Annotated in this window: 27 protein-coding genes and 2 pseudogenes; 10 read left to right on the plus strand and 19 right to left on the minus strand. The window is 34.6% G+C overall.

What is annotated here, in order from left to right:
- The first annotated feature begins 26 nt into the window (after positions 1-26).
- Both ACFX4G_RS24635 and ACFX4G_RS24640 read left to right on the plus strand, forming a co-directional pair.
- Positions 27-1,220 (plus strand): Ger(x)C family spore germination protein, encoded by a 1,194-nt coding sequence (locus tag ACFX4G_RS24635; RefSeq protein ID WP_377577609.1) that lies wholly within the window; start codon positions 27-29, stop codon positions 1,218-1,220.
- 19 nt (positions 1,221-1,239) lie between these two features.
- Complete coding sequence (locus tag ACFX4G_RS24640; RefSeq protein ID WP_377577612.1) at positions 1,240-2,343, plus strand: GerAB/ArcD/ProY family transporter; 1,104 nt, start codon at positions 1,240-1,242, stop codon at positions 2,341-2,343.
- A 9-nt stretch (positions 2,344-2,352) separates the two neighbouring features.
- Here the strand turns inward: ACFX4G_RS24640 and ACFX4G_RS28205 are convergent, their stop codons facing one another.
- The 4 genes from ACFX4G_RS28205 to ACFX4G_RS24655 form a co-directional block, all read right to left on the minus strand.
- Positions 2,353-2,748: a YczF family membrane protein gene (locus ACFX4G_RS28205; protein ID WP_240530844.1), complete on the minus strand. Its 396-nt coding sequence runs from the start codon at positions 2,746-2,748 to the stop codon at positions 2,353-2,355.
- Between the two features lie 185 nt (positions 2,749-2,933).
- Entirely contained in the window at positions 2,934-3,056 is a 123-nt protein-coding gene (locus tag ACFX4G_RS24645; RefSeq protein WP_255255999.1) for a hypothetical protein, read from the minus strand.
- A gap of 302 nt (positions 3,057-3,358) precedes the next feature.
- Positions 3,359-4,066, minus strand: a complete 708-nt coding sequence (locus ACFX4G_RS24650) for a polysaccharide deacetylase family protein (RefSeq protein WP_377577615.1) — start codon at positions 4,064-4,066, stop codon at positions 3,359-3,361.
- A 1-nt stretch (position 4,067) separates the two neighbouring features.
- Complete coding sequence (locus tag ACFX4G_RS24655; RefSeq protein ID WP_230184346.1) at positions 4,068-5,270, minus strand: MGDG synthase family glycosyltransferase; 1,203 nt, start codon at positions 5,268-5,270, stop codon at positions 4,068-4,070.
- Between the two features lie 484 nt (positions 5,271-5,754).
- Here ACFX4G_RS24655 and ACFX4G_RS24660 point away from each other — a divergent pair, with 484 nt between their 5' ends.
- The 3 genes from ACFX4G_RS24660 to ACFX4G_RS24670 all read left to right on the plus strand — a co-directional run bounded on the left by ACFX4G_RS24660 (position 5,755) and on the right by ACFX4G_RS24670 (position 9,189).
- Positions 5,755-7,047, plus strand: a complete 1,293-nt coding sequence (locus ACFX4G_RS24660; protein ID WP_377577619.1) for a VTT domain-containing protein — start codon at positions 5,755-5,757, stop codon at positions 7,045-7,047.
- Positions 7,048-7,139: 92 nt separating this feature from the next.
- Positions 7,140-7,859, plus strand: a complete 720-nt coding sequence (locus tag ACFX4G_RS24665; protein ID WP_377577622.1) for a response regulator transcription factor — start codon at positions 7,140-7,142, stop codon at positions 7,857-7,859.
- On the plus strand, positions 7,837-9,189 hold the full coding sequence (locus tag ACFX4G_RS24670) for a sensor histidine kinase (RefSeq protein ID WP_377577625.1): 1,353 nt from the start codon (positions 7,837-7,839) through the stop codon (positions 9,187-9,189). Before ACFX4G_RS24665 ends, ACFX4G_RS24670 begins: the two co-directional genes overlap by 23 nt.
- Before the next feature lie 217 nt (positions 9,190-9,406).
- On the opposite strand, the gene ACFX4G_RS24675 is transcribed toward ACFX4G_RS24670, so the two are convergent.
- From ACFX4G_RS24675 to ACFX4G_RS24685, 3 genes are all read right to left on the minus strand, one after another.
- Entirely contained in the window at positions 9,407-9,646 is a 240-nt protein-coding gene (locus ACFX4G_RS24675) for a hypothetical protein (protein WP_025749171.1), read from the minus strand.
- Between the two features lie 703 nt (positions 9,647-10,349).
- Positions 10,350-11,141, minus strand: coding sequence for an aminoglycoside phosphotransferase family protein (locus tag ACFX4G_RS24680; protein WP_097823801.1), 792 nt, complete (start codon positions 11,139-11,141; stop codon positions 10,350-10,352).
- 283 nt (positions 11,142-11,424) lie between these two features.
- Positions 11,425-12,201: an SDR family oxidoreductase gene (locus ACFX4G_RS24685; protein ID WP_377577630.1), complete on the minus strand. Its 777-nt coding sequence runs from the start codon at positions 12,199-12,201 to the stop codon at positions 11,425-11,427.
- Positions 12,202-12,642: 441 nt separating this feature from the next.
- Between ACFX4G_RS24685 and mle the strand changes: the two genes are divergently transcribed.
- Positions 12,643-13,482 (plus strand): alpha/beta fold macrolide esterase, encoded by an 840-nt coding sequence (mle, locus tag ACFX4G_RS24690; RefSeq protein WP_377577633.1) that lies wholly within the window; start codon positions 12,643-12,645, stop codon positions 13,480-13,482.
- A gap of 230 nt (positions 13,483-13,712) precedes the next feature.
- Complete coding sequence (locus ACFX4G_RS24695; protein WP_377577636.1) at positions 13,713-14,300, plus strand: DUF4825 domain-containing protein; 588 nt, start codon at positions 13,713-13,715, stop codon at positions 14,298-14,300.
- Positions 14,301-14,341: 41 nt separating this feature from the next.
- Here the strand turns inward: ACFX4G_RS24695 and ACFX4G_RS24700 are convergent, their stop codons facing one another.
- The 11 genes and pseudogenes from ACFX4G_RS24700 to ACFX4G_RS24750 all read right to left on the minus strand — a co-directional run bounded on the left by ACFX4G_RS24700 (position 14,342) and on the right by ACFX4G_RS24750 (position 21,096).
- Positions 14,342-14,755 carry a YjdF family protein gene (locus ACFX4G_RS24700; RefSeq protein WP_377577639.1) on the minus strand — a complete coding sequence of 138 codons (414 nt, stop codon included), beginning with the start codon at positions 14,753-14,755 and terminating at the stop codon, positions 14,342-14,344.
- A gap of 530 nt (positions 14,756-15,285) precedes the next feature.
- A complete protein-coding gene (locus ACFX4G_RS24705) occupies positions 15,286-15,516 on the minus strand; it encodes a hypothetical protein (RefSeq protein ID WP_116515653.1) in 231 nt (76 codons plus the stop codon).
- Positions 15,517-15,765: 249 nt separating this feature from the next.
- Positions 15,766-16,429 (minus strand): annotated as a pseudogene (locus ACFX4G_RS24710) (alpha/beta fold hydrolase).
- A gap of 165 nt (positions 16,430-16,594) precedes the next feature.
- The gene (locus ACFX4G_RS24715) at positions 16,595-17,518 is read right to left on the minus strand and encodes a LysR family transcriptional regulator (protein WP_176521284.1); all 924 of its coding nucleotides are present in this window, start codon (positions 17,516-17,518) and stop codon (positions 16,595-16,597) included.
- 394 nt (positions 17,519-17,912) lie between these two features.
- Positions 17,913-18,488 (minus strand): hypothetical protein, encoded by a 576-nt coding sequence (locus ACFX4G_RS24720; protein WP_377577642.1) that lies wholly within the window; start codon positions 18,486-18,488, stop codon positions 17,913-17,915.
- Positions 18,489-18,755: 267 nt separating this feature from the next.
- The gene (locus ACFX4G_RS24725; RefSeq protein ID WP_162213987.1) at positions 18,756-19,103 is read right to left on the minus strand and encodes an outer membrane protein assembly factor BamD; all 348 of its coding nucleotides are present in this window, start codon (positions 19,101-19,103) and stop codon (positions 18,756-18,758) included.
- Between the two features lie 95 nt (positions 19,104-19,198).
- The gene (locus tag ACFX4G_RS24730; protein WP_377577645.1) at positions 19,199-19,531 is read right to left on the minus strand and encodes a hypothetical protein; all 333 of its coding nucleotides are present in this window, start codon (positions 19,529-19,531) and stop codon (positions 19,199-19,201) included.
- Positions 19,532-19,640: 109 nt separating this feature from the next.
- Complete coding sequence (locus tag ACFX4G_RS24735; protein ID WP_377577648.1) at positions 19,641-19,991, minus strand: hypothetical protein; 351 nt, start codon at positions 19,989-19,991, stop codon at positions 19,641-19,643.
- 115 nt (positions 19,992-20,106) lie between these two features.
- The gene (locus tag ACFX4G_RS24740) at positions 20,107-20,307 is read right to left on the minus strand and encodes a hypothetical protein (RefSeq protein WP_377577651.1); all 201 of its coding nucleotides are present in this window, start codon (positions 20,305-20,307) and stop codon (positions 20,107-20,109) included.
- 41 nt (positions 20,308-20,348) lie between these two features.
- Entirely contained in the window at positions 20,349-20,579 is a 231-nt protein-coding gene (locus ACFX4G_RS24745; protein WP_074897119.1) for a DUF3923 family protein, read from the minus strand.
- A 211-nt stretch (positions 20,580-20,790) separates the two neighbouring features.
- Complete coding sequence (locus ACFX4G_RS24750; RefSeq protein WP_377577654.1) at positions 20,791-21,096, minus strand: hypothetical protein; 306 nt, start codon at positions 21,094-21,096, stop codon at positions 20,791-20,793.
- Between the two features lie 130 nt (positions 21,097-21,226).
- On the opposite strand from ACFX4G_RS24750, the pseudogene ACFX4G_RS24755 reads away from it, so the two are divergent.
- A pseudogene (locus ACFX4G_RS24755) lies at positions 21,227-21,331 on the plus strand (GNAT family acetyltransferase); the annotation flags it as partial.
- A gap of 199 nt (positions 21,332-21,530) precedes the next feature.
- Here the strand turns inward: ACFX4G_RS24755 and ACFX4G_RS24760 are convergent.
- Entirely contained in the window at positions 21,531-22,034 is a 504-nt protein-coding gene (locus ACFX4G_RS24760; RefSeq protein WP_377577657.1) for a DinB family protein, read from the minus strand.
- 96 nt (positions 22,035-22,130) lie between these two features.
- On the opposite strand from ACFX4G_RS24760, the gene ACFX4G_RS24765 reads away from it, so the two are divergent.
- Together ACFX4G_RS24765 and ACFX4G_RS24770 are read left to right on the plus strand one after the other, a co-directional pair.
- Positions 22,131-22,565, plus strand: coding sequence for a diguanylate cyclase (locus ACFX4G_RS24765; RefSeq protein WP_377577660.1), 435 nt, complete (start codon positions 22,131-22,133; stop codon positions 22,563-22,565).
- Positions 22,566-22,827: 262 nt separating this feature from the next.
- Positions 22,828-23,442 carry a DUF998 domain-containing protein gene (locus ACFX4G_RS24770; protein ID WP_377577663.1) on the plus strand — a complete coding sequence of 205 codons (615 nt, stop codon included), beginning with the start codon at positions 22,828-22,830 and terminating at the stop codon, positions 23,440-23,442.
- Positions 23,443-23,603 lie beyond the last annotated feature (161 nt).

Below are 23,603 nucleotides of genomic sequence, written 5' to 3' on the forward strand. Positions count from 1 at the left end.
CGTATAAAGATGAATGAGGATAGAAAATGAAAACTTATCTTTCGCTTTTATGGATCGCTGCCATTTGTTTATGCGCTTCAGGATGTTCGAATTACCGAGAATTAAACCAAATAGGAGTTATTATAGGATTGGGAATTGATGAGAACGAAAACTTGGAACAACCTTATAAAGTAACCTATCAGATCATTAATCCAAGTGGTTTATCACAGGGCAGTTCGTCAGGAGGACAGGGTCTTCCTGTCATTAACTACACAGTAACTGCCAAAACACTAGTAGAGGCATTAAAAAAAGCCTCCATCGTCATTCCAAGAGAACATATTACTTCACATCTTTCGCTTATCGTTGTAGGTGAAAAGTTAGCAAGAAGTGACCTTAGCTCATTATTTGATGCTTTGGATCGAGGCAAACAAGCCCGTACCAGTATTCCAGTTTTTATTGCACGTGATGGGACTGCGGAAAAATTGCTTGGTGTGATTGAACCTTTTGAGGTTACTCCAGTTAAAAGCATCATAAGCACAAGTCAAAATGCTCAAAAAGTGTACGGAATAGTTAGCAACGTACAAGCATATGAAGTTATTTCTATGCTTGTGAGTGAGGGAAAAGATTTATCTCTTCCTGGAATCAGCATTAACAAGCCCTCTCAGAAGGCAGAAGAAGCAGGCAATTTAGAGAATACCAGCCCAAGTGCTATGCAGGTAAAAGGATTAGCCATGTTTAGAAAAGGAAAATTAGTTCGATGGCTAGATGGCGATGAAGCTCGATCTGTCCAGCTTGTTACTTCTGAAGTAAAGAGTACAGCCCTCGTTTTCCCTTGCAGTATAAATGAGAATATCACAGTTACAGCGACCGGAATAAAAAGCCAAATGAAAACAGCAATCCGCCATAGGCAACCTTTCATTCATACAGATTTGAACGTCATGGGAGAAATTACGGAAACAACATGCCAAAAAGATTTAAGCAACCCTAAGGTATTAAAAGAATTGGAAAAAGAAGTACAAAAGGAATTGCAAAAGGAAATCACAAAAACTATTCGCATCGCACAAAAAGAAAAGACAGATATATTTGGCTTTGGTGATAGCTTGTCTCGAACCAACCCTAGTTATTGGCGTCAGCATAAACAGAATTGGGAGAATCTATTTTCAAGCGCTAAAATATCGATGAATGTGAACGTCAGTATTGTAAATACCGGAATGCGGACAAATCCTTATGAGGTAAATTAGATGAGGAGCTGAAAAAGCATTGACTAAAATAAAAATCGATGGGTTTCAATTATTTTGTATGATGTTTATCTTTATATTAGGCAGTACGTTACTTTTAGATATCGGAAAGGCTGCTAGGCAAGATGCATGGATAGTCCCCCTGCTGGCTACTTTTTTTGGATGTGTACTGTATTTAGTCTATATCTCCTTATATAAGAGATACCCTAATATGCCTTTGACTGGCTACCTCATTAAAATCTGGGGTAAATACGTAGGCGGTGCTATCAGCTTTTGTTATATTATCTATTTTGTTTATATTGCTTCCAGAGTACTACGAGATTTTGAAGAATTACTAATTAGCTCTTCTTACTATGTTACATCGATTATTACGCTGGGCATATGCATGACCTTTGTGTTAATTTATAGTATTCACTTAGGAATAGAAGCATTCGCACGAGTTACATGCTTATGTTTTGTTGTTATTTTACTGACTCTTTTTATATTAAATGTTTTGTATATAGTAGGAGGCTACATCAAGGTGGAGAACCTTCAACCCGTATTAGCGAATGGATGGGGAAACATAGGGAAAGAGTTAGTCCCTCTTGGCATTACTGTACCTTTCGGGGAATTGATTACCTTTACTATGATTCTTCCTTATTTAAATAAAAAAAGTCAGGCCGCAACAATTGGTTTGTCCGCCATTATAATAGGAGGAATTGTCTTAACCATCAATTCAATTATTCTTTTGTGTGTACTCGGACCAGAGACTGTTTTAAGATCCTCTTTTCCGGCTCTTACAGCTGTGAGTTACATTAACATAGCTAGTTTTATTCAAAGACTGGATACCTTTATTCTCATTCTCATGGTCATTTTAGGTTTTGTTAAAATAACCATCTATTTCTTTTGTGCAGTGATTGGCGCGGCTGATTTGTTTCGAATGAAACCTTCTGTTACAAACATTTATTTAATTGGCGGTGTTATTTTTTTCTCCTCACTGATGATTGCTCCTAGTTACCAAGCTCATATAAATGAAGGACTCAAAATTGTTCCTTATTTATTGCACCTCCCTTTTCATATAGCAATTCCCATCCTATTGCTGATTACAGCATATATAAAACAAAAAATAAAGCCTACCCTTTCATGAGAAGGGAGGCTATTGTTTTTTTAAAGCAGGAAAAATGCTAACAGCAAGGAATATTAAAGCAAATAAAATAACCAAAAAATAATCTTCCCCACGGGCAATTACAAAATATTGTTTTAGGTTATAAAACGATTGAAACATATAGTTTCCCTGAAAAACGTCGATGAATACAATAAGAACATAAGCCCCGAGCAAAATGCATAAGGATGGAATTATTTTAGCCATTATATCAGCCTCACCTTTTTCTTTTAAATTGCGGTAAATAATATAAAAATATACAAGACGTCCATGAGATTTAATAATATTTATTAAATGATGAAAAATAATTGATTTTCTGCAAAGCAATCTGTTATAAAAATTTAACGCAACAAGAATTGTGGACATTGATCTCCAAGGAACTTTGTTCATTCTAATGCACGATTCTATTTTTATAGACTCTTAAGAAATAGTACAAGCCAACTAAAATAGCAACAAAAAAATAAATGTAATTTAACGAATTTCCCATCTCAAACCTCAAAATTTTTATAATTTAATACTATGATATTTAAGTTTCTAATAAAATCTTTTATGTATTGGGTGAAAAACACTGCACCTTATGCTACCTTGCCTTTTTTATGTGTATAATACTCAAAGATAGCAATCCCAAAGGAAACTCCAAAAGCGGTTGAAAATGCTGTTAAAAGATCAAAATTAGAGGTAAACAGAATATTAATCATTAAGTTTCCTCCAAAGAAGATTAAAAAATATACAAAGAATTTCAAAATAACTTTTTTCAAGAACTACCATACTTTCATAGATTTCGTTTAGATTGACTGCTGATTCAGCACAGATTTTAAAAATCACGAAATTGAAAATATAACCAATATATGATTATATTACCATATATTTTGCTGGACATAAAAAAGAACCTCTTTAAAATAGAGGTTCTTTTTTTATAACAGACAAGATATTTAGTTACGGTAATAACAAGAATTAAAATTTCATTCGCAAGCTTTAATAAAGATAATCTTCTTACTACCTATAGCTTTTCTACCAATTCATCAACTTCATCAACACGGACACAAGTGAATCCTTTTGTTTTCACTGTTTTTAATACATCTCTTAACGCATTAATTGTGTTTCTTGGAGCGTCGGATTCCGCCCCGAGCGTATCTCCGCAGTCGTGCAGCAAAATGACGTCCCCGCCTTTTATGTTTGCCAGGCGTTTTTTGATCTTTTCACTTCCGCCAGCGGTGCGCCAATCTTCCGCCATGATTGACCATAGAATAATCTTATATTTACCTCTTCTCATAAAATCGAAAAGGTTGAGCATTCCCCAAGGCGGGCGATAATAAATAGGTGTGACTCCAGCGATAGATTTAATCACCTTGGCTGTATTCTTAAGTCCATTTCTAACTTTCCAAGGCGACATAAACCAGTTGGAGTGATGTACATAGTTATGAATTCCGATTAAGTGGCCTTCATTATGCATACGCTGAATGAGTTCAGGGTACTTTTCTGCTTTAGTACCGACCACAAAAAAGGTTGCCTTCACCTCATTTTTCTTCAATAAATCAAGAAGTATCGGCGTATAAACAGGGTTCGGACCATCATCAAACGTAAAAGCAATTTTAGATAAATCCCTTCCTCTTTTAACTACGTTCACTCCTAGACCACGTGATAAGAAATACGGAATAACGGTGTATAATAAAATAAAAAAAATAATAGCAGAAATCATGAACTCCATATTATATGCTCACCTCTATCTCCTTTTGCTTTTGTATCGTTCTATTATCTGTTACGTTACGTAATGGACCGCGTCTTGCTGCTTCAATAATGACATGGAGAGCGTCTATGGATGATGTTTTGGTTTGATATTTTTTCATTCTTTGTTTCATCCATCTTAAAGGTGCTGAATCGTGGACAAGATTTTCAATTTGCGCAATTAACTCTTTTTCTGACTGTGCAGACAGTGCGAATCCCGAACGGCATAAATACTCTGCATTGTCTTCTTCTTGTCCTGGTAACGAATGATAAAGCAGTATTGGTAGATCCATCGCCAGTGCCTCAGAGGTTGTTACTCCCCCCGGCTTGCTGATCATTAAATCTGCAATAGACATTAATTCTTCAACCTTTTCACAGTATCCAAAAATTCTCACGTCATGCTTCGAGTCTTTTAATTCCCACTCTAATTGTGTTTTTAATTTCTTATTTTTACCACATACTATAAAAAGTTGAATCGGTGTGGAAATGGTTTCTAATGCCTTAAAGGTTGAAATCCCTTTTCCAAAAAATCCGTCTCCCCCTCCCATGATGAGCAGGGTGAACATATTTGGATTAATCATATATTTATCTAGGAGAAGGTCTTTTGGAAGAACATCCATAAATCTTTTCCGTACAGGTATTCCAGTGTTTTTAATTTTGTCTGCCTCTACCCCTAACGCAATTAATTGATCACGCAATCGAGCAGACCCTACCACATATTGGTCTGTAGAGGGATGAATCCAATAAGAATGATCCGTATAATCTGTGATGATGGTTACCGCTGGAATATCAATTAACCCTTGCTCTTTTAATCTTGATATAATCCCGGCGGCAAATGGATAGGTACTAACCACTACTTTCGGTTTTATTTCCTGTATGATTTTAAGCACGGTTTGCATGCCCGACAAAAAGATCGAATTTAGCTTAATGGAAAATGAATTTTTTACACGAGTTTTTTTATACAAAAAGCTATACACTTGAGGAAACTTCTTAATGCTTTTTTTATAAATATAGTGGCTGATTGGATAGAGGGTGGGATGAATCCACTCCATGATATCCATGGTAATGGGCTCAGCATCAGCAGCGATCTCATTTACTGCCTCGCTTATCGCATTAGCCACTTGTTTATGTCCCTCTCCAAATGTAGCGGAAAGAATGAGGTATTTATCCTTCTCACGATTATTCATGACTTTCCCTCCTTATAGTTTTTATTCTTTCGTCATATGATGGAACCTGAAATATTCACCACATCTTTTTGTTCTTTTGTTTATGCAAGTAAAGATTTACTCTACTGATAAAAGAGTAAACATGATAAAAAAATTAATACCGGGTATTTAGCCTTTTTAATCAATTTGTGAGGTGTATCTTTTCTTCTTTTTCGTTACATAGATTGTTTGGGAATTTCTTACACTATTTATTAGAAACACATACAGTCTTAAGTTGAGCTTTCAAATAGCACATTTTCAGTCTACGGTTTGTAGTTAAAAATAGGCTAAAAATAACATTAAAAATCAATGAAAAAGAAAGTTTTTTTTATAAATAGTGCTACATTAAAAGAAAAGCAAAGGTGAAATTAACCTTTTCCCTTAGCTTATTTTCAATCAAATTCAAGCATATTTGAGTTATTCACTGTGCTTTAGGCAAATACATATTATGAAAGAAGGACAAACCATGGATTTTATCACATCTTATATAAATCAATACGGATATATCGTGCTGTTTCTAGCATTGATGCTGGAACTGCTCGCTCTTCCTCTTCCAGGGGAGCTGCTCATGGGCTACGCTGGGGTTCTTGCCTTTCAAGGACATTTGAGCTGGATGGGAAGTATCTTGGTCGCTGGTATGGGGAGTATGGTTGGAATGACCATAGCCTACGGAGTTGGTTATAAGTTAGGGACTCCTTTTTTTGATAAATACGGAAAAACCCTTCATATGGGGCCAGAGCGAATTGAAAGAATGTCAAAATGGTTTAGTGTGCATGGAAACAAACTGTTGATTATTGCTTATTTCCTCCCTGTTATTAGACATATTACAGGATATTTTTCAGGAATTACTCGGCTTCCTTTTCGTACGTATGCACTGTACGCCTATAGCGGATCATTTCTTTGGGTCACCACATTTATTACTCTAGGAAAGTTATTAGGACCTCAGTGGGAACAGTTTCATAATTCTATCAAGAAGTACTTTATCATTGGGATGATTGTAGCTGTAAGTTTGTTCGTTGCTATTTACATTTATAAAAAGTTCAAAGTAAGGATTAAAAAGATAGCAATTAATTGTCTCAAGTGGATAGTAAATGTGTTTCATACGCGGAAACGGGCAGGGCTTGTTTTTATATTTACAGCATTAGTAACATTAGGGTTTATTCTGCTTATGATTGGAATGACGCAAGACTTTATCGCAAACGAGTTTGGAGATTTTAACAAAATAACGAGTCTATTAATAACAGCCCTTTTTAATAAAGATTGGAATGTACCAATGCGGATATTTTTCATGCTGGGATCCAGGCAAGTTCTGGTGGCATTAATTTCCTTTACACTTGTGTGGATTTTATGGAAAGGCAGAGATAAAAAAATCGAATTATTATCTTTGGTAGCTGTTGCAGGCGGCGGAGAGCTATACGAAGAAAGCCTAAGACGAATTTTCCACCATTTCTCTCCTATTAGAAAATCGTTGATAGAACAGCTTTCATACACCTTTCCAAGCGAGCAGTCTTTGATGGCTTTTGTTATTTATGGGTTTGCTGTATTTATGCTGGTTCGAAACTCTAAAAGATTATGGACTCCTACATTAGCACCAATAGCAGCCATTCTTATTTTATTGCTTATTGCGATTAGTCGTTTGTACCTGAGCATACAATATCCCAGCGATATTGCAGCAGGATATGTATTTGGAGGAGTATGGCTAGGGTTAAACGTTTTACTTCTTGAAACCTTCCGCCTTATGAAAGGTATTAGTCTATAGCGGTTCACTAAAAAGAAAGTCAAACTAAACAGGAACTTATCTTGTCCAAATGGCATTTATTATATTTTGAACGACGGGAAAGGAGAAGCTGCATGCAAAACCGTATTTTAATCGTTGAAGATGAAGAAATGATTGCACGAGCTCTTCAAATTGAGCTTGAACATGAAGGATACAAAGTATTCGTAGAGCATGAAGGAAAAAGCGGCCTTGAAGCTGCTTTACATAATAGCATTGATCTAGTTTTATTAGACGTTATGCTTCCAGAACTTAGCGGTATCGAAGTCCTTCGAAGAATTAGAAAAAAGAACGCCTGCCTCCCTGTTATTCTTTTGACAGCCCGTGACACTACGCTAGATAAAGTGATGGGACTAGATCATGGAGCAAATGATTACATCACCAAGCCCTTCGAAATAGAAGAAGTATTAGCTAGGGTACGCAATAGTCTTCGCCATGGAGCTATCATTCAAGAAGTTACTGAAGAAAAAGATGTTCATTTATCAATAGAAGATTTATCTGTGAATTTAGAGACCAGAGAAGTGATAAGAAAAAACAAAACGATTATACTAACCCCGAAAGAATATGATTTGCTTGTTTATTTACTAAAAAATCAAAATATCGTACTGAGCAGAGAAAATATCCTCTTGACCGTTTGGGGCTACGATTATGAAGGAGAAACAAACGTAGTAGATGTGTATATTGGACATTTGAGAAAGAAAATAGAAGAAGAGATTAACTCTCCCTTGATTCGCACCGTCAGAGGAGTAGGATATGTGATAAGAAAGGAACCATATGAAAATTACTACCAAGGTTAACTTGTTTATTACAGTTTCTCTGTTAGTCAGCTTGCTCATTGTAAATACGATTGTATTTTTCTTATTTATGAAAACGACCGTTAATATGGAAGCACACTTAGTCTTTAAAAATGCGAGTGAAATGTTGAAAAAATACCACATTTCCAAATCCTTAACACTAGACAAAAACCTTTTAAACTCTTACATGCCTAGTCACTCTTTTATTCGAATCGTTGGGCCGAACTCTACAACTATTAATCAAGTCACTAACGACAAAGTCCTTGTTCAAAAAATCCCCCCTACTTTTTCAACAGAAAAGAACTTTGAACTTAGACCTTTTCAAGAACATCAAAATTTAGTAGTTCACGTACCGATTCATCAGAATCACAAAGTAATCGGCACGTTAGAAATAAGTGAGCGGTTATCAGGACTAGAAAGCCGCAAAGATATTATTTTATCCATAATGGGGACTGTTACCATGGTTTCTGTTCTTCTCTCTTTTCTAGCTGGCAGATGGCTATCAGCTATCATTATGAAGCCTATTGTATCAATGATCTCTACAATGGAAGATATTGAACAAAGTGGAACGCTGAAAAAGATTGGTATACAAACTGAAACAAAAGATGAAGTGTACAAAATGGCAGCTACATTTAACCGTATGATTAGTAAACTGAAGGAAAACTCAGATAAACAAAGGCAATTTATTTCCGATGCCTCTCATGAGTTAAAAACACCTGTGACTGTTATTAGCAGTTTTATTACGATTCTTAGAAGGCATGGAACACAAGACGAAACAATAGCAAAAGAAGCAATTGAGGCTATTTATTCAGAAACAAATAGAATGAAAAATTTGACTAAAACACTATTAAGTTTAGCTGAATTAGAGGACTCCGAACCTGTTGATATAAAATCAGTTGACCTTGTCTCTCTCAGCACAGCCCTTGTAACTCAGTTCATGCAAGTTTATGATCGACCTATTATTCTGCATAAAAATTCCTCCTCCATTTTCATCAAGGGAGATGAATTGAAGCTGAAACAAGTGATCATTATCTTTTTAGATAATGCTATAAAGTATAGTACCGATGTAATTGAGGTCTTTTTGGAAAGTAATCAGCATAAAGCGATTCTCCGAATAAAAGATTATGGCATTGGCATACCAGAAGACGAACAATCTCATGTTTTTGAAAGGTTTTATCGAGTAGACAAAGCCCGCAAACGGGATTCAGGAGGAAGTGGACTCGGATTAGCTATTGCTAAAAATATTGTGAACCTCCATAAAGGAGAAATTGATATACAAAGCAAAGAACATGCTGGAACAGAGATTAAAGTTACTTTTCCCCTTACAAACTGAGTAAGTCGCTTTTATATAAATTAGCTCATGTACCACTAGTGAGGAAGCAACTATCAATATTTAATTTCTAAAAATGCTACCTAATGGATACATTCAAAACAGAATCACCATTTTTTCATCAGAAAAAACACCTCCAAGTGATTGCTCGGTACTCCATACCCTGTTATCAGCTTGAAGGTGTTTTTTATTTATATAAAATCAGAGCCTGTCCAAATTATTAGCAACTACGTTTTCTTAATCTGCGAACGCTGATGCTTTCTAAACTAGTCGTATTTCTATTACCTGAATTATCTTCCCATACTAAAAATCCGCCTTCTGCTCGAATAAACGTACCATTTCCATCAAGCTGTCTTCCAGCAGAAAAAACTTGAATTTTATCTCCTCTTCGAAAATTATCTACTATAGAACGAGATTGAGATTGAGATGTACGGCGATCTCCACTACGACGTCCTGGCATAACTTCACCTCCTTATACATTTATAGTACATACTATAAAAAAAACAAAAATTGGCATAAGCAAAACGCGTAAAAGCAAAAAAATATTTTACAAATTGAAAATTTGGCCATCCCTGTCCATAGTATTTCTGTAATACTTCTTACATTCACCCCTAGTCAACATGATGCTCTTTCGAGGGCACATATAAAAAGCTAGCTCTTAGTGCATAACGATTGTTTTTGTTGCTGCAACTTACAAACACCCTGAATCTCTTTCATCTTATATTGCTGTTGTTGCATTGATTTATTGAGTATAAAATACATATATGTTAAAGAGTTTGATATATATAATTAAAAAAGTTATATCTCTTAGACGCAAAAAAAAAGAACCCTCCATAAAAAGAGGATTCAAACAGGGTAAGTAAGAAAAAGAAATATACATGCATGTTCCTGGGGGGCACTACGCTTGTATAATCAATTTATACCCGCTATTCACTGATTGAAACAGTAAAAAACATTTCAAATAAAAATTAATAGTTAATCTATTAAATACAATCTCTGAATATATTCAATAGCTTTATCTTTGTACTATACCTGTTCTCTAATATTAATAATTCGCATAACAAGTGCTCCTCTACCAGGAATAACAGCCATCATTTACATAAAGGATGTTATAGACATGCTTTTTAATAAAAGTGTGTTGCTTCTTCAATTAAAACTTATCCTTAAACCCATTCTTTCCTATGTTCACGAATAAATTTAATATCATTTTGATAATGTTCAAGATGCCCTTGGTGTATCATTTTCTGGAACGCACTGTCGCCTTCGCTGGCTTTTCTTGTAATTGTTTTACATAAACCCTCTAATCTCAGCAATACCAATTCCAAATAACCTTCTTGTACTTCTTCGCCGTAAGATTCAAAAAATAATTTCACTCTTTGGTTTATATGTTGAGCGTGCTGCAATGAATTATAATAAATCCTCTCACCTGTGTCAGAAAGATAAAATCTACTTAAGGGGACGCACGTATAAAGAGTATAAGCAATGTCCCAAATTCTTGGACCAGGCCCAGCAACATCAAAATCAATGACGCCTACTGGTCTTTTGTGCTTAAAAATGATGTTGTATATGGCAAAATCATTATGACATAGTACCTCAAATGGTTTAGGAGTGTTATCTATTGATTTCCAGCTGTCATCAAATGAAAAATCGCTCACTGAATCATGATAAAGACGGAGCATTTTCCCTATTTCTATTAAAACATCATCAGACCACATATATTTCTTCAAGGGATAATTACCAGCTTCACCTTCAATAAATGATAAGACCTCTCTTCCTTTTTCATCAATGCCTAAAAATTTTGGCGCATAACTAAAACCTTTGTTCTCTAAATGCTTTAATAGTTTATGAAATTTATGACTATCTGATTTTAATTCTCGTCGTACAGTATCTCCCAAGCGATAAACGTTAGAGACATTCCCTCCTGTTAGCACTTCTTCGTCCTCAAAGCTTGACATATAAACATTCCCCCTGAATATATCCTATTTGTCGTCAATAAGTGAAAATGATAAAGCATTCGTCATAAATGAAATATCTCATTTTACTACTGATTTAGAAAAGCCTGTACTTTTTCTTTTGTAGCCCATCAACAATCCTTTGGGACTGACTAATAAAGTGGAGAAAATCGGTTATCGTCATATTACGTTACATTATAAAAAAGAATCTTCATTCGAAGATCCTTTTAACTGCTTGTTTCATACAAAAATCCGCTAAAAAGTGGAAGACCGCTACTATGTTAAATCACCAAAAGCCTCCATCTGAGTGAATAATTTGTCCAGTAATCCATTCTGATTCTTCACTTGCTAAAAAGATAACTAATTTTGCGGCATCGCGGGGCTCACCAAGTCGACCCATTGGGAACTTTGGCAGTAGCTCTTCCTTTAACTGACTGCTCATCCAGCCAGTGTTAGTTGGTCCAGGATCTACAGCATTAACAGTAATTTTAAGAGGTGCTAATTCAATAGCAACTGATTTAGTAAACGTAGAAACAGCCCCTTTTGTTGCAACATAAGCCAAATTCCCAGGCTCAGGTGACTTATCTTGACCTGAAACCATATTAATAATTCGACCGCCATGCTTACCTTCGATTAGACGTGCAAACTCAACAGTCAAAAGACACGTCCCTCTAACATTCACGTTATAATGAGCATCAAGCATATCAGCATCTATAGAACGAAAATCTACGTCCACGGAATGTGTTGCATTATTTACAAGGATTGATGGAGAACCTAGTTTGTTTTGAACTTCATCAAGCAGCTTTCTTGGTGCATCGGGTTGCGATAAATCCAATTCCATTGATTCACATCGCACTCCCAGACTGCGAATCTCTTCCATAAGATGTTTCGACCATTTAAAATCATCCTCATTGCAATAATCCATTAAACGATCATACTTTGACCAATGAGTGAAAAAAACATCTGCGCCTTCTCTAGCTAATTCCCTGCATATTTCAGTACCAATACCTTTTGCCCGACTAGCACCAGTAACAATCGCAATTTTATTTATTAACCGCTTCATAAAACATCTCCTCATCAGAACGTTGAATTCATATGCTCACCAATAGCACACGAACTCAGCAATCCTGTATATGTATATTAATCTATCAAGTTGTAATAAATGAAAAAATGTAATTAAAGTTTAAAAGGTATTTTCTCCATAGTAATCATTCATTTTTATTTCACCTCACATAAGTATTTTTCCATATATGCATTCAACTTTCCTGCCTTATCAACATGTTTCAGACAGCAAAAGCTGAATCCCCCTAGTCTCCAACAAGTTTAGGCTCTTTCCTTAGTTACATTTTCAAGAACGTTATATTTTACTTTTTAGTAAAAAGGTAAAGAGATAGGTAGAATAATGGATTTCCTAAATAAAATTCTAAAAGGAAATATCCCTATGTTAGAGAACTGAATAAAGGACTGCTTTTCATTTCTCTAACACTTAAAAGGAGGTACACGAATGAATGAAGAGATAATAAAAATTGATAACATTGAGATTTGTACAGAAAGTTTTGGAAACCCCAAGAATCCTGCTGTACTTTTAATAATGGGAGCAATGTCTTCATTAGATTGGTGGGATGAAGACTTCTGTCTTCGCCTCGCTGAACATGAGAGATTTGTTATTCGTTACGACCATCGTGATTTAGGGCGATCTACCACTTATCCACCCGGTACGTCTAACTATACAATAACGGATATGGCTGACGATGCAATTGGTGTTTTAGATGCTTACTCTATAGACAAAGCTCATATTGTGGGAATGTCTTTGGGCGGGATGATAGGACAAATCCTTGCTCTTAGATATCCGGATCGCATAGACTCCCTTACTTTAATTGCATCAAGCGTATTTGGAACGGAGGCGGAAAAATTGCCCCCAATGGATCAGCGGATACTTGATTACCACACGAAGAGCGCTTCCATAGACTGGTCAAATCAAGAGGAGACTGTTCCCTACCTTGCAGGTGGATGGAAAATTTTAAGTGGAACAAAACCTTATGAAGAGAAAAGAATGTATAAGCTAGCAGAAAGAGAAGCTGCCCGCGCCAAACAGCTGCCGAGTAGATTTAACCATGCTTTGCTTCAAGGAGGAGGCCAATATTATGACAGATTGAGTGAAATTACTATACCTACACTGATTATTCATGGAACAGAAGATCCGGCACTCCCATACGAACATGGACTTGCTCTTGCAAAAGCTATTGCTTATGCTAATTTAATAGCTCTTGATCGTACAGGACATGAAGTCCATAGTGAAGACTGGGAACAAATCATTAAATCAATCGTAAGGATTAGCTCCTAAAATCAAAACATGAGATATGCAGACTTCAAAGCGCTTTTTTAAGAAAGCTTTGGGGTCTTTTCATGTTTCAAAGTTCCTTCCTTCTACTTACAGTAGACAAAACGTTTCCTATAGCAAAGGGTGTTTTGTACAAAAGTACCTACATCTTTTCAAAACATCATATTTACGATACACTGATAATTCGCAAAATATCCACATAAGGGTATTAAAGTAAGAAAATGGAGGTTTTTATGAACTATTTTAAGGTACTTTTTTGTTTAATCTTATTAATCCTTGTAGGTATAACCGGCTGTGCTTCAAAAGAAGAAGTCACAAGCATTAACACTGTTGATGTAAAAGATCTTAAAGACCACAGTGGAACTTATGTTGGAGATAATTCTAACGTAGTAGCTATCGTAAGAGCATTGCCTGGAGGGGAAACATTTAAAGAAATTGATTTACATAATAAAACACCAAAAATAATGTATGGTACTAAAGAGGGCTCTTTATCAAAAGATGAAATGTTAAAATATTGGTTTGACGGTAAGAATACATTAGAGAAAAATTTTCTTTACAATGCTATTTATTTAACAATATTAGTACCTAATGCTGAAGGTTATAGCTTTAGAGTAGACAATCAAAAACTTTCAGCGTCTAGAGAAGAAATGAAACAATTCATTTCCAAAAACATTCAAACTTTACCAAGTAGCAATGAGTTATTTGATAAAGAAAACGCACAGCAATTTATAGATAATAATAAAGAGAAGATTAATAAAGCAGTTAAATCGGCAACTATTCGAGAACAATTTTTTAAGAATGTTCCTATCGTAAAAGAATAAGAACAAATAAAGAGCCTTAAATAAGGCTCTTTATTTGTTTTCTATTTGCCTTTGTGCTTGGCTTTTGCCTTTTGTTTCTTTATGGAATACTTTTGTTCCTTTAGCTCTTCACGATATCGTTTAGCTTTCTTTTTTCTACTTTTTTTCTTTTCTTCGTAAGCTTGCTTCATGGCTTCTTGAGCTTTAGTCGAAATACCAACTTTATTTCTTTCTTTTGCTACTTGGCGTTGTAAACGTTTTGGATTTACCTTTTTATTAGATTTTATTTTCACATCAATACCTGCATGAGCTGATTGATTAATCACCTCTAGCAATCTATCATAAATAAAGTCTAATACTTCTGTATCTTTTGGTTCTGGTCCAAATACATAACGAAATGCTTTTAACTTACCGCCTTCTACAACTTCAATAATTCCTACCCAAAACTGACCATCATGGTAAATCGTTAGTGACATAACGATTCCCTCCTCTAAACATACTATGAAATGATGGACATCCCGAGGAGGGGAAGGTTACTGACATTAATACATATCAATGCATCCGGACTACCAACCGAATTGTGTTTTTACATCTCACATACAAATTTTAACATAAAAATATTTATTATAACTACCTTCTTTTATTTTTCACCAAAATTCATTGCAAAAAATAAGAAGCTCGCCATAATAAATATTGGGATTACTGCAAAAGAGATTAACTAAAATATTTCATCAGCCCTTTTTCTTGTTTTACAAAAGCTATTATTCCACATGAGAATCCTATCAAGTAAACAGTGACACATACATACAAAATGTTAGGGCTATGTATGGATGTAAAATATTGTCCAACGCCAACAACCATCCCAAGCAACGATAACCACAGTGAATATTGACTAAAACGTTTTTCAATTTGGTCCTCCGCAAAATAGATATATGCTTATATGACACCATTTAACTAGCAGCTACCATAATGTACTTAATCACCAGTAGAAAAAAGCTTGGGTGAATCACTCCAAACTCTTTTTTCTATAAAGAAAGAATCCAATTCCTGCTCCCAGTACAGCTATAACTACACTAAAACGAATTAGATGAATAATAAAATCAATAAGGTTTAAATAGGTTGTTTCTGTTACACCATCACCGACTGATTCAACTTCTTTATATGGAATCACAAAGAAACCTAATGATCCTCCTAAAATAAGGCCATAGAAAAAACCCTTTTCTATAAATTTCAACAAGAAACTCTCCCCCTTTCAAACATGCTCATTTAATGAGCTATAGCATTCCCTATTACTATTAAAAGGCGTTTATTTATCTTCCATAAAAGTTATTCGATTATGAATTTTATTACATATAATCTATATATTAACATATCCGCAGATTAAAAGGGAGACTAACGTATAGTCTCCCTTTCTATAAAAATTTAATAACTTTTACCATATTATTTACTTAACCAAACTTTAGAATTAAATAAACGCTCCAGAAAGTCACGAATCAAGGAAGCTTTTCACAGCAGTTAAAAAAGCGGATAAGTTTCCTGCATGCACCTCATGTCCAGTCCCTTCTATCATTACTAATTTACAATTTGGAATGCGCTTAGAAACTTCTTGCAATTTATCTTGAGGAATATGGCTGGATCCTCCTCCTATGATGAGAGTAGGTGCAATTATCTCTGTAAGACTTTCCCACCATTTAGGATTGGGGTTGTTTAACTGTTGAAGAATTGAAGGTACAACCTCCCAGTCAAACGGTAAAGGACCAGGCGGTTTGGCAGGAATTTCGAACTTTTCTCCTGTAAAAGGTGGAGGAGTGTCTTCAACAATCAATTGATCTACCCTTTCTGGAAATGTTTCAGAAAAAAGATAGGACACCGTCCCCCCCATAGAATGCCCAATCAACGTAAATCGCTCCAAATTCATCACACATAAGTTCAAACGTATAGGTACCGGTTCTTTCACTTCCACCGTGTCCTCGCTGATCTAAAGCTAAAAATCGATATTCCTCTCCTAATACAGCTGCTACTTCATCCCAAGACTCTGCACTCATTCCCAAAGCGTGAAGTGCAATAATAGCGGGTGCCGAAGCTTCGCCTGCCTCTCGATATTGAAATGTTAAACCATTTAGTTCAATTTGATTTACTCGCATTTTCAAATTAGATCAACTCCTAACTCAGATTTCACCAATTAAAATCTAGTTTATTAAGGTTCATCTATATATTAGCGAAGGAATGAAGATTTCCTTCACCTCTTATCTTATTAGGAAAGATATTAGATTATTTTATGTATCCAGTGTAATTCTTTAGTCAGCATAATGCACCTAGAGTTTTTCACTTTCGATACCTATATAATTTAAACCAAAAGTACTGTAAGCCAATTGAATAAAAGATTGTAAAGGAAGAGACATAAATTTATCTTTATGCCAAAACATTTGTGTATAAAGAGGCGTATCAATTTTAGTACAAGCCAATTCTTTTAACACGCCTTTCTCAAGCTCTCCTTTTACTACTACTTCGGGCAATATCGCAATACCTAAATCTAGCATGACGCATTGCTTAATAGCTTCCACGCTTGCAAATTCAAATTTAGTTGATGTACAAATACCCGCCTCGCGAAACAAATTTTCCGATACTACCCGGTATGAACACCCCGACTCAGTATACAAAAGAGTCTCATTTTCAAGCTCTTCTAAGTAGATATCCGTTTTATCAGCTAAAGGATGCTGAGGAGCAGCAATAATTTTCAAGTCTTCTGCAACAAGACATTGTGTATGTAGATTTGCATCATGATGCTGGATAGGCTCCATCGTAAAGGCGATATCAAGAGTGCCGTCTAGTAGCTGCGCTCTTGTTTGTGCTTGAGAGTAAGTGGGCTTAAAGATCATTTTGACCTTTGGAAATTGATCCTTGAACTCTTTTAATATTGGAGGCAATCTATACGTGCACTGGCTTTCAGAAGATCCAATAATAAGTGTACCCGCAGGCTCTTCCACTCCACTTACAGCGTTTTTTGCTTCCTTAGTCAATTGAATCATTTTATCGGCGTACCTTTTAAATTCTCGACCTGCCTCTGTTAAAACCAAGCGCTTTCCGAGACGTTCAAATAAAGGAGTTTCAAGTTCATTTTCAAGAGCTTTTATTTGAGCGGTAACGCTTGATTGAGCAAAGTTCAAAATTTTAGCTGTATATGTAAAATTTAAATTTTCTGCAGCTGTTTTAAATGTAATCAGTTGTTTTATTTCGATTTTCCTCACCTCTTTATAATCGGATATTTCGATTGATTCAATCGTAATGTTCATCTGTAACGATTACTAATTTCATTATAAAATATGGTAAATCAAACCACAACATACTAAATATAAAGAGATAAGGGGAAATCATAATGTCTATAAAAAAAGAGAATACAAAGGAACAAACCGTTCTAATGCAAAAAAATACAAGTGACAAAACCTTCAAATGCTATTGGAATGAAATTATTCGAGCGCTTATCGTAACCAAATAAGGAAGGCTAATCAATTTTATTTTTTGGAAAAGTAGATCCACATACAAGCGTATAAATATAAAAATAATAGCTCGCTAACGCTGACAATATACAGAATTAGCGAGCTATTAATCTATTATTTAAACTTGTAATCATGTTTATTGGCTTGAATCTAACCTAAACTTTGCAATATCCTTGTCATCTTGGGAGATAATGAGTGTACCCTTTAACGCATTAGCATGTAGCTTTTTTAGTTTTTCTTCAGTTGGCAAAAGAGGTAATTCATTATTTTTTTCCTTTGCTCCTAAGGTATAACTAAGAGTAAATTTACTTGTTCCTTTAGATGGAATTTCTCCTATACTCATACCAATACCTAACTTGTTGTTATCCATATTATAAATATTTGAACCAATTGCTTCTTTTACAGCTGATACTAACTCCTTATCTGGTTCTATGCGAATGTTTGTTTTAGCAAAATCAGAGAGAGCCATAATATTGTTAGACGTATTTTCCATCGTAAATGTATAGCGTAACTCCGTTGGAACGATACGTTTACTTTTACTCTTTTTATCAGGTACTATCATTTCCCCAACGATTTTTTTATCATCTGTTAACGTTACCTCTGCTTTTTGTAATTTTAAGTACTCAACATTGTTTACATATTCCGTTTTCGAACAAGCGGAAATGATAAACACTAAACAAATAACAAACAAACCAAGATAGAACTTTTTCATATTTCTCCTCCAAACATTTTTTATCCCACAACAATAAACATATGTTATCATATTTTCTATATTTTGTATTTTGTAATTGTCATATGAGATATTATTAAACGTAAAAACACCAAGGTGCTTTATGTTTCCTTGGTGTTTTTTATTAGTTTTTAAGCGTTTAGTTAAAAAATTAGATTTGGAGATGAATGTGGAAGATGAACGTAATGAAGCTTATTATACATTTTTTGTAGGAGGAAAAGATGATACAAAATTTATTTGTTTTTGTATCTAGTAATTTTCTTCTACAAAACGTATCGCTTTGTTTAATTCTGAAGTTCTTAAAACGACTTCTTTATCATTAAAAATAATAAAGAAAGGGCTGCCCTCTACCTTTAAGTCTGGATATTGATTCTTTACTTCTTCCAACGAGGAAAAATATCGAACTTGTTTTAAACCCATTATTTCCTCTGGATGATCGATGTCTTCACCTACTGCCAAAATAGAATATTCTTCTCCATCTGACAACAACTCCTTAGGTGGAGAATCCGCGTATTGTTTTTTCCAAGTTAAACTTGAACATGCTGCACATAGAATAACCAAAGATAGAATAAAAGGTAAGTATAACCACTTTTTCATAACGCAGCCCCTTCTTTGTTCGAAATATATTTCAAAAGAAAAATAATACAACATCTTTATTTAACATAATTGGTTTTACAGACACTTTAGCACCTTTATTGACGAGAATACAAAAACCACGCAGGCATCTCCGTGTTTTCAATTAGCAGCACTTGTTTATGCTTAGGATCACCTTTAATAGCATAAACAAAACCCCCATTTTGTGTTTTGCCAAAGGCTCTAAAATATTTCTTAGAGTCATACTTTGTTTGATCAGCCATCTCCACGCACTCATAATTTCCATATGTATCACTTAAAAGCTTTGTGTTAAACATATTATCGTCTTTCGTTACATAAAACTTATCATAAGAAAAGAACAAAAAATATATACTTAACGCCCCTAGAATTGGTATACAACTAGCTAAGCCACATCGAATTTTTTTATTCACTTTCGACCTCTTAAATTTTTTTGTTTTACTATAATTAGGTTTTGATATATGTAATACGCTCACATAGAACGTATTTTCTCAAAGAAAAAGTAGTCAACTTAAATAATACTCACCTTTTGGGGGCTACCTTTTTCATTAACTGACTTTTATGATCTTTATCTTTAACTATAATATAATCTTCTGTTCCTTTTACTGAATAGATTTCTGAACCAACTGTAAAATAGTTTGATTGATTATTACCTTCGGGCATCGTAGTTGCTTTAGTTTTCTTTTTTAGGGTTCCTATTTGGTCTCCTATTTCTTGTGTTTGATCTAATTTATCTTCTGTTCTGTTATATTCCTTGTTTTCAACTACCACAATGATAGCAGAACTCTCTATATTTTCCCCTGTACTTTCTTGATTACATGCAGTTAGAACGGTTAAATAAACTACTGACAGAAAACTAAGTGTTCTCTTCATAATAGCCTCCGGAAATCATTTTCCTTGCCCTTTGATTAAAATTGATATTAGGCGATATACCAAGTTCAGTGCCGTATCATAATGTATTCGAAAACGAATAATCCTAAAAGTTCTATTAAACAAACTTTTTAGGCTCCTCCACATAAAAATCCACATAACCGCAGCTTGAACAAACATAAGGTATTAACTCACTGTAATTGTGATTGTTATTTAATACGCTGCTCGGTGTTTTATTTACACCTACTGTACCAGGTGATGATTGAATACGAGCTTTGATTAGAGTTGAATCACATTTAGAGCACTTTTTGCTTTGCATACACATCATCCCTCTCTATTCCATAACATCATTTCTAGTTTCTATAGTACATGCTTGCTAGTTTTAAAATTAATAATTAGCCATATAACTTGAATAATCAAAGGGAAAATAAATGCAATTAGCAACACTATAAATGCGAACAATTTTAGCTCCGGTGTTTGGGTAACACCCGCTCCATCCACTTCTCTTGTCCAGACAACAGCTGTACCTACGACGAAAAGTATGATCCAAATTATATTAGCTATCCACCAGGAAATCCATCGTCTTTTCACACCATCACTCCTTTCAATTTAAGCTGCATTTTTCTTTTTTAATTCCCAGATAAGAGCAATGGTAGAAATAGCTCCACCTACCGCAAAGAGGTAAGAAGAAAACGGTATTGTTTCATGTATGAATAAACCTCTTACTCCATAAAAACACAGGATAATAGTGCTGATTAAACCAATCATAAGCCGAATATTTTTATTGATTGTTTTCTCCCCCTTAGACTTTTCCCTGCACCTGATCCTTTATCATAAGTCCAAATATAGCGAAGAAGTTTAATACAACCAACAATCCATAATAAAAGCCACTCCCTTCAAAAAACAAAGAGAGAATGGGGAATATTATAGATTCAAAGCCAAATAACATAATAATAAGGCCAATTCCTTTAGCGAGCTGTTTTTCATCCTTAGGTGTAAATATCTTTCCATACCCAGCAATGAAACTAGTATTACCTTTTTTCCATACACGTTTCCCAATATAAATAATGAAGCAGCTTACTAAACATATAAATAATACGTTCAACATCAGATATTACCCCTTCTTCACACACTCTAATTTAACATATATAGTATATTTTACCATAAAAATTTACAAATATTATGTATTAAAGGTGGACTCATAAAATATAACACTATAAAATATATACATACTAATTATGGATATCTTAATTAAACAAGAACTCACTGAAGAATATAATAAAACTGAAGAAGTTGTGAAAAGCGCTTTTTTAAATGAAGAATACAGCGATAAGAAAGAACATTTTAACTTTCCTGAAGAGTTCTTTATGACCTTAGAGTTAACAGAGGGATTATTAACAAATATGCAAGGTGTTGTGTAGTGCTCAAAAGCTTTTTCAGAGTAAGTACTAACTGATTAATTAGGTTTTACTTAAAGGCTGCCTAGAAAAAAATTTTATAGTATTTTCTATGGACAGCCTCTTTTTTATTTACCTGATATTATTAAAGCGGTGGGTTTTCCACACCTAAATGAACCCAATCTTCTTTTGGAGGCCCATAAACTCCAGGGGGTTTTAGTCCTGCTTGACGCATAAGAACTGTGATTTGCCCCCGGTGATGAACAATATGCTTGATTAGTCCCATTAAGATTGTGGCATTTGATTGGGTTCTTCCGAATGCTTCTTGCGTATGTTCTAAAGATTCATCTGTCCATTGCTGTTCAATGATTTTAGCAGCGTGAGAACTTACATTTTTAAAGGTTATAGCGATTTCCTGGGCAGAAGATGGAACGCTTGCTGTACTTTCTATTCTGTCTATGCTCAGTCCAAATTCAGTTAGATAATCTGGAATATTGGTTGTAAAATGCCAAGCAATTCTTCCTAACGTACGTCCTTCAGGGTAAACTTGTTGTTTTAATGAATCATCTGTTAAGCTATCCAAAACTTTTTGAGTTAGCATAGCTTCGTTGTTCCATTCTTTGATAAAATCTGAAATGGTATTATACATGTAAAAGACCTCCCAATATAAATCTAATCTAAATTAACACTTAAATAATATCATAGAAAAAACCAGTTGGCTTATTTACTAAAGAAAGGAGATTCTATGTTATTTAAAGCTACTGCTCAAAAAACTATTATTTTCACTCTATTACCTTTAAATGCTTTATTATGCATTCAAGCAGTTCAATATAAAGCATTTGATTTTTCACTTCTTTTTGCTATCCTTTGTTCGTTTCTTTCCCTGTGCCTCAGATATGAATTTCAAATAGAAAAAGATACTTTAACCTATAGAACATATATATTATGGTTTAAAGTATATGCAAAAACCGTTAAACCAATGGACATTAAAAGAATTGTATTTAAACGGTTAAGTTGGAAAACAAAATTGGCAGTAGTAAAAGTAGAAAACGGGTGGAATATGCGAATAGCATTATTTAATCCACCAAATGTTTTTAAGGAATTAGAAACATTTGCACATGAATATGATGTAGATATTCAAAAAACATCAGATTATAAAATTCTAGAAAAAATGTCTTGAATGTCACCGCGTTTGGAATACATTAACTTTACGTATGGGGGTGCATAATCAGCCGTTATTCATTTCTAATTAAGCAGCTTTTGGACCTCTTTACCGCTACAAAACATTAGTAAAGAGGTCTTTTCCTAAGCACCTTCAAGTTTAAACACTTTGTCCTCCTTCCTCGTATCAACCTCAAGCCCTAATTAAAAATAGGCTTCAAGACCATTCTGTTTAACATTATTTGGATATATAATTCGTATATAACACTTTTTAAGAGGTGATGATTCTGTATATATCGAAAAAGCTTGGCATTTTAAGCTGGTTTGCTACTTGCTTGTATTTTTTAGTTGAACCTTTTTTTATTTTGACTTCAACTGCTCCCTACAGTTTTTTACATCACGCAATGAGTGATCTTGGCGTAACTTCTTGTGGAAACTACACCTATTTAATTGCACCTCATGAAATTTGCTCTCCTCACCATTTCTGGATGAACGTATTGTTTATTATAAACGGATTAACACTTTCAATTGGTGTTCTGTACATTTCACAAAACCTAAAGAAAACAAAAATAACCCAACTCGCAACAGCTTTTATTCTTATATTAGCTTTAGGTAATATTGTTTCAGGCTTTATACCGGCTGATATACATTTATTTTGGCATTCCATATTCGCTCAGCTTGGCATGGTTACTGTTTTAGCTGGTCTTTGGATGTATGCATCCTCTTTAACCAGCGGCAAGTATTGGACTTATGGCTGCTTAATCTCCCTACTAATCATTCTCATACTCATTATGCTTGTATTTTTCGTTCCTATGCCTACCGGTCTGCTGCAAAGGTTATTCTATTTAGTAATCTTTATATGGGGCACCGTGCTTTCCTTTATATTAAACAAGTAATCCACTATCACTCCGTTTCATATGAGCTTACAAGATTATGTTAAACTAGTCGGAATTTCAAATAGCAAAAAGTCCATAGAGGCATCGGGACTGACCCCATAGAGTGAGACAAATAAAAAAACACCTTTAAGTAAAAAACGGGTATGTAGTACCTAACAATA

The organism is Priestia sp. YIM B13486, assembly GCF_042787865.1.
GTDB lineage: Bacteria > Bacillota > Bacilli > Bacillales > Bacillaceae_H > Priestia > Priestia megaterium.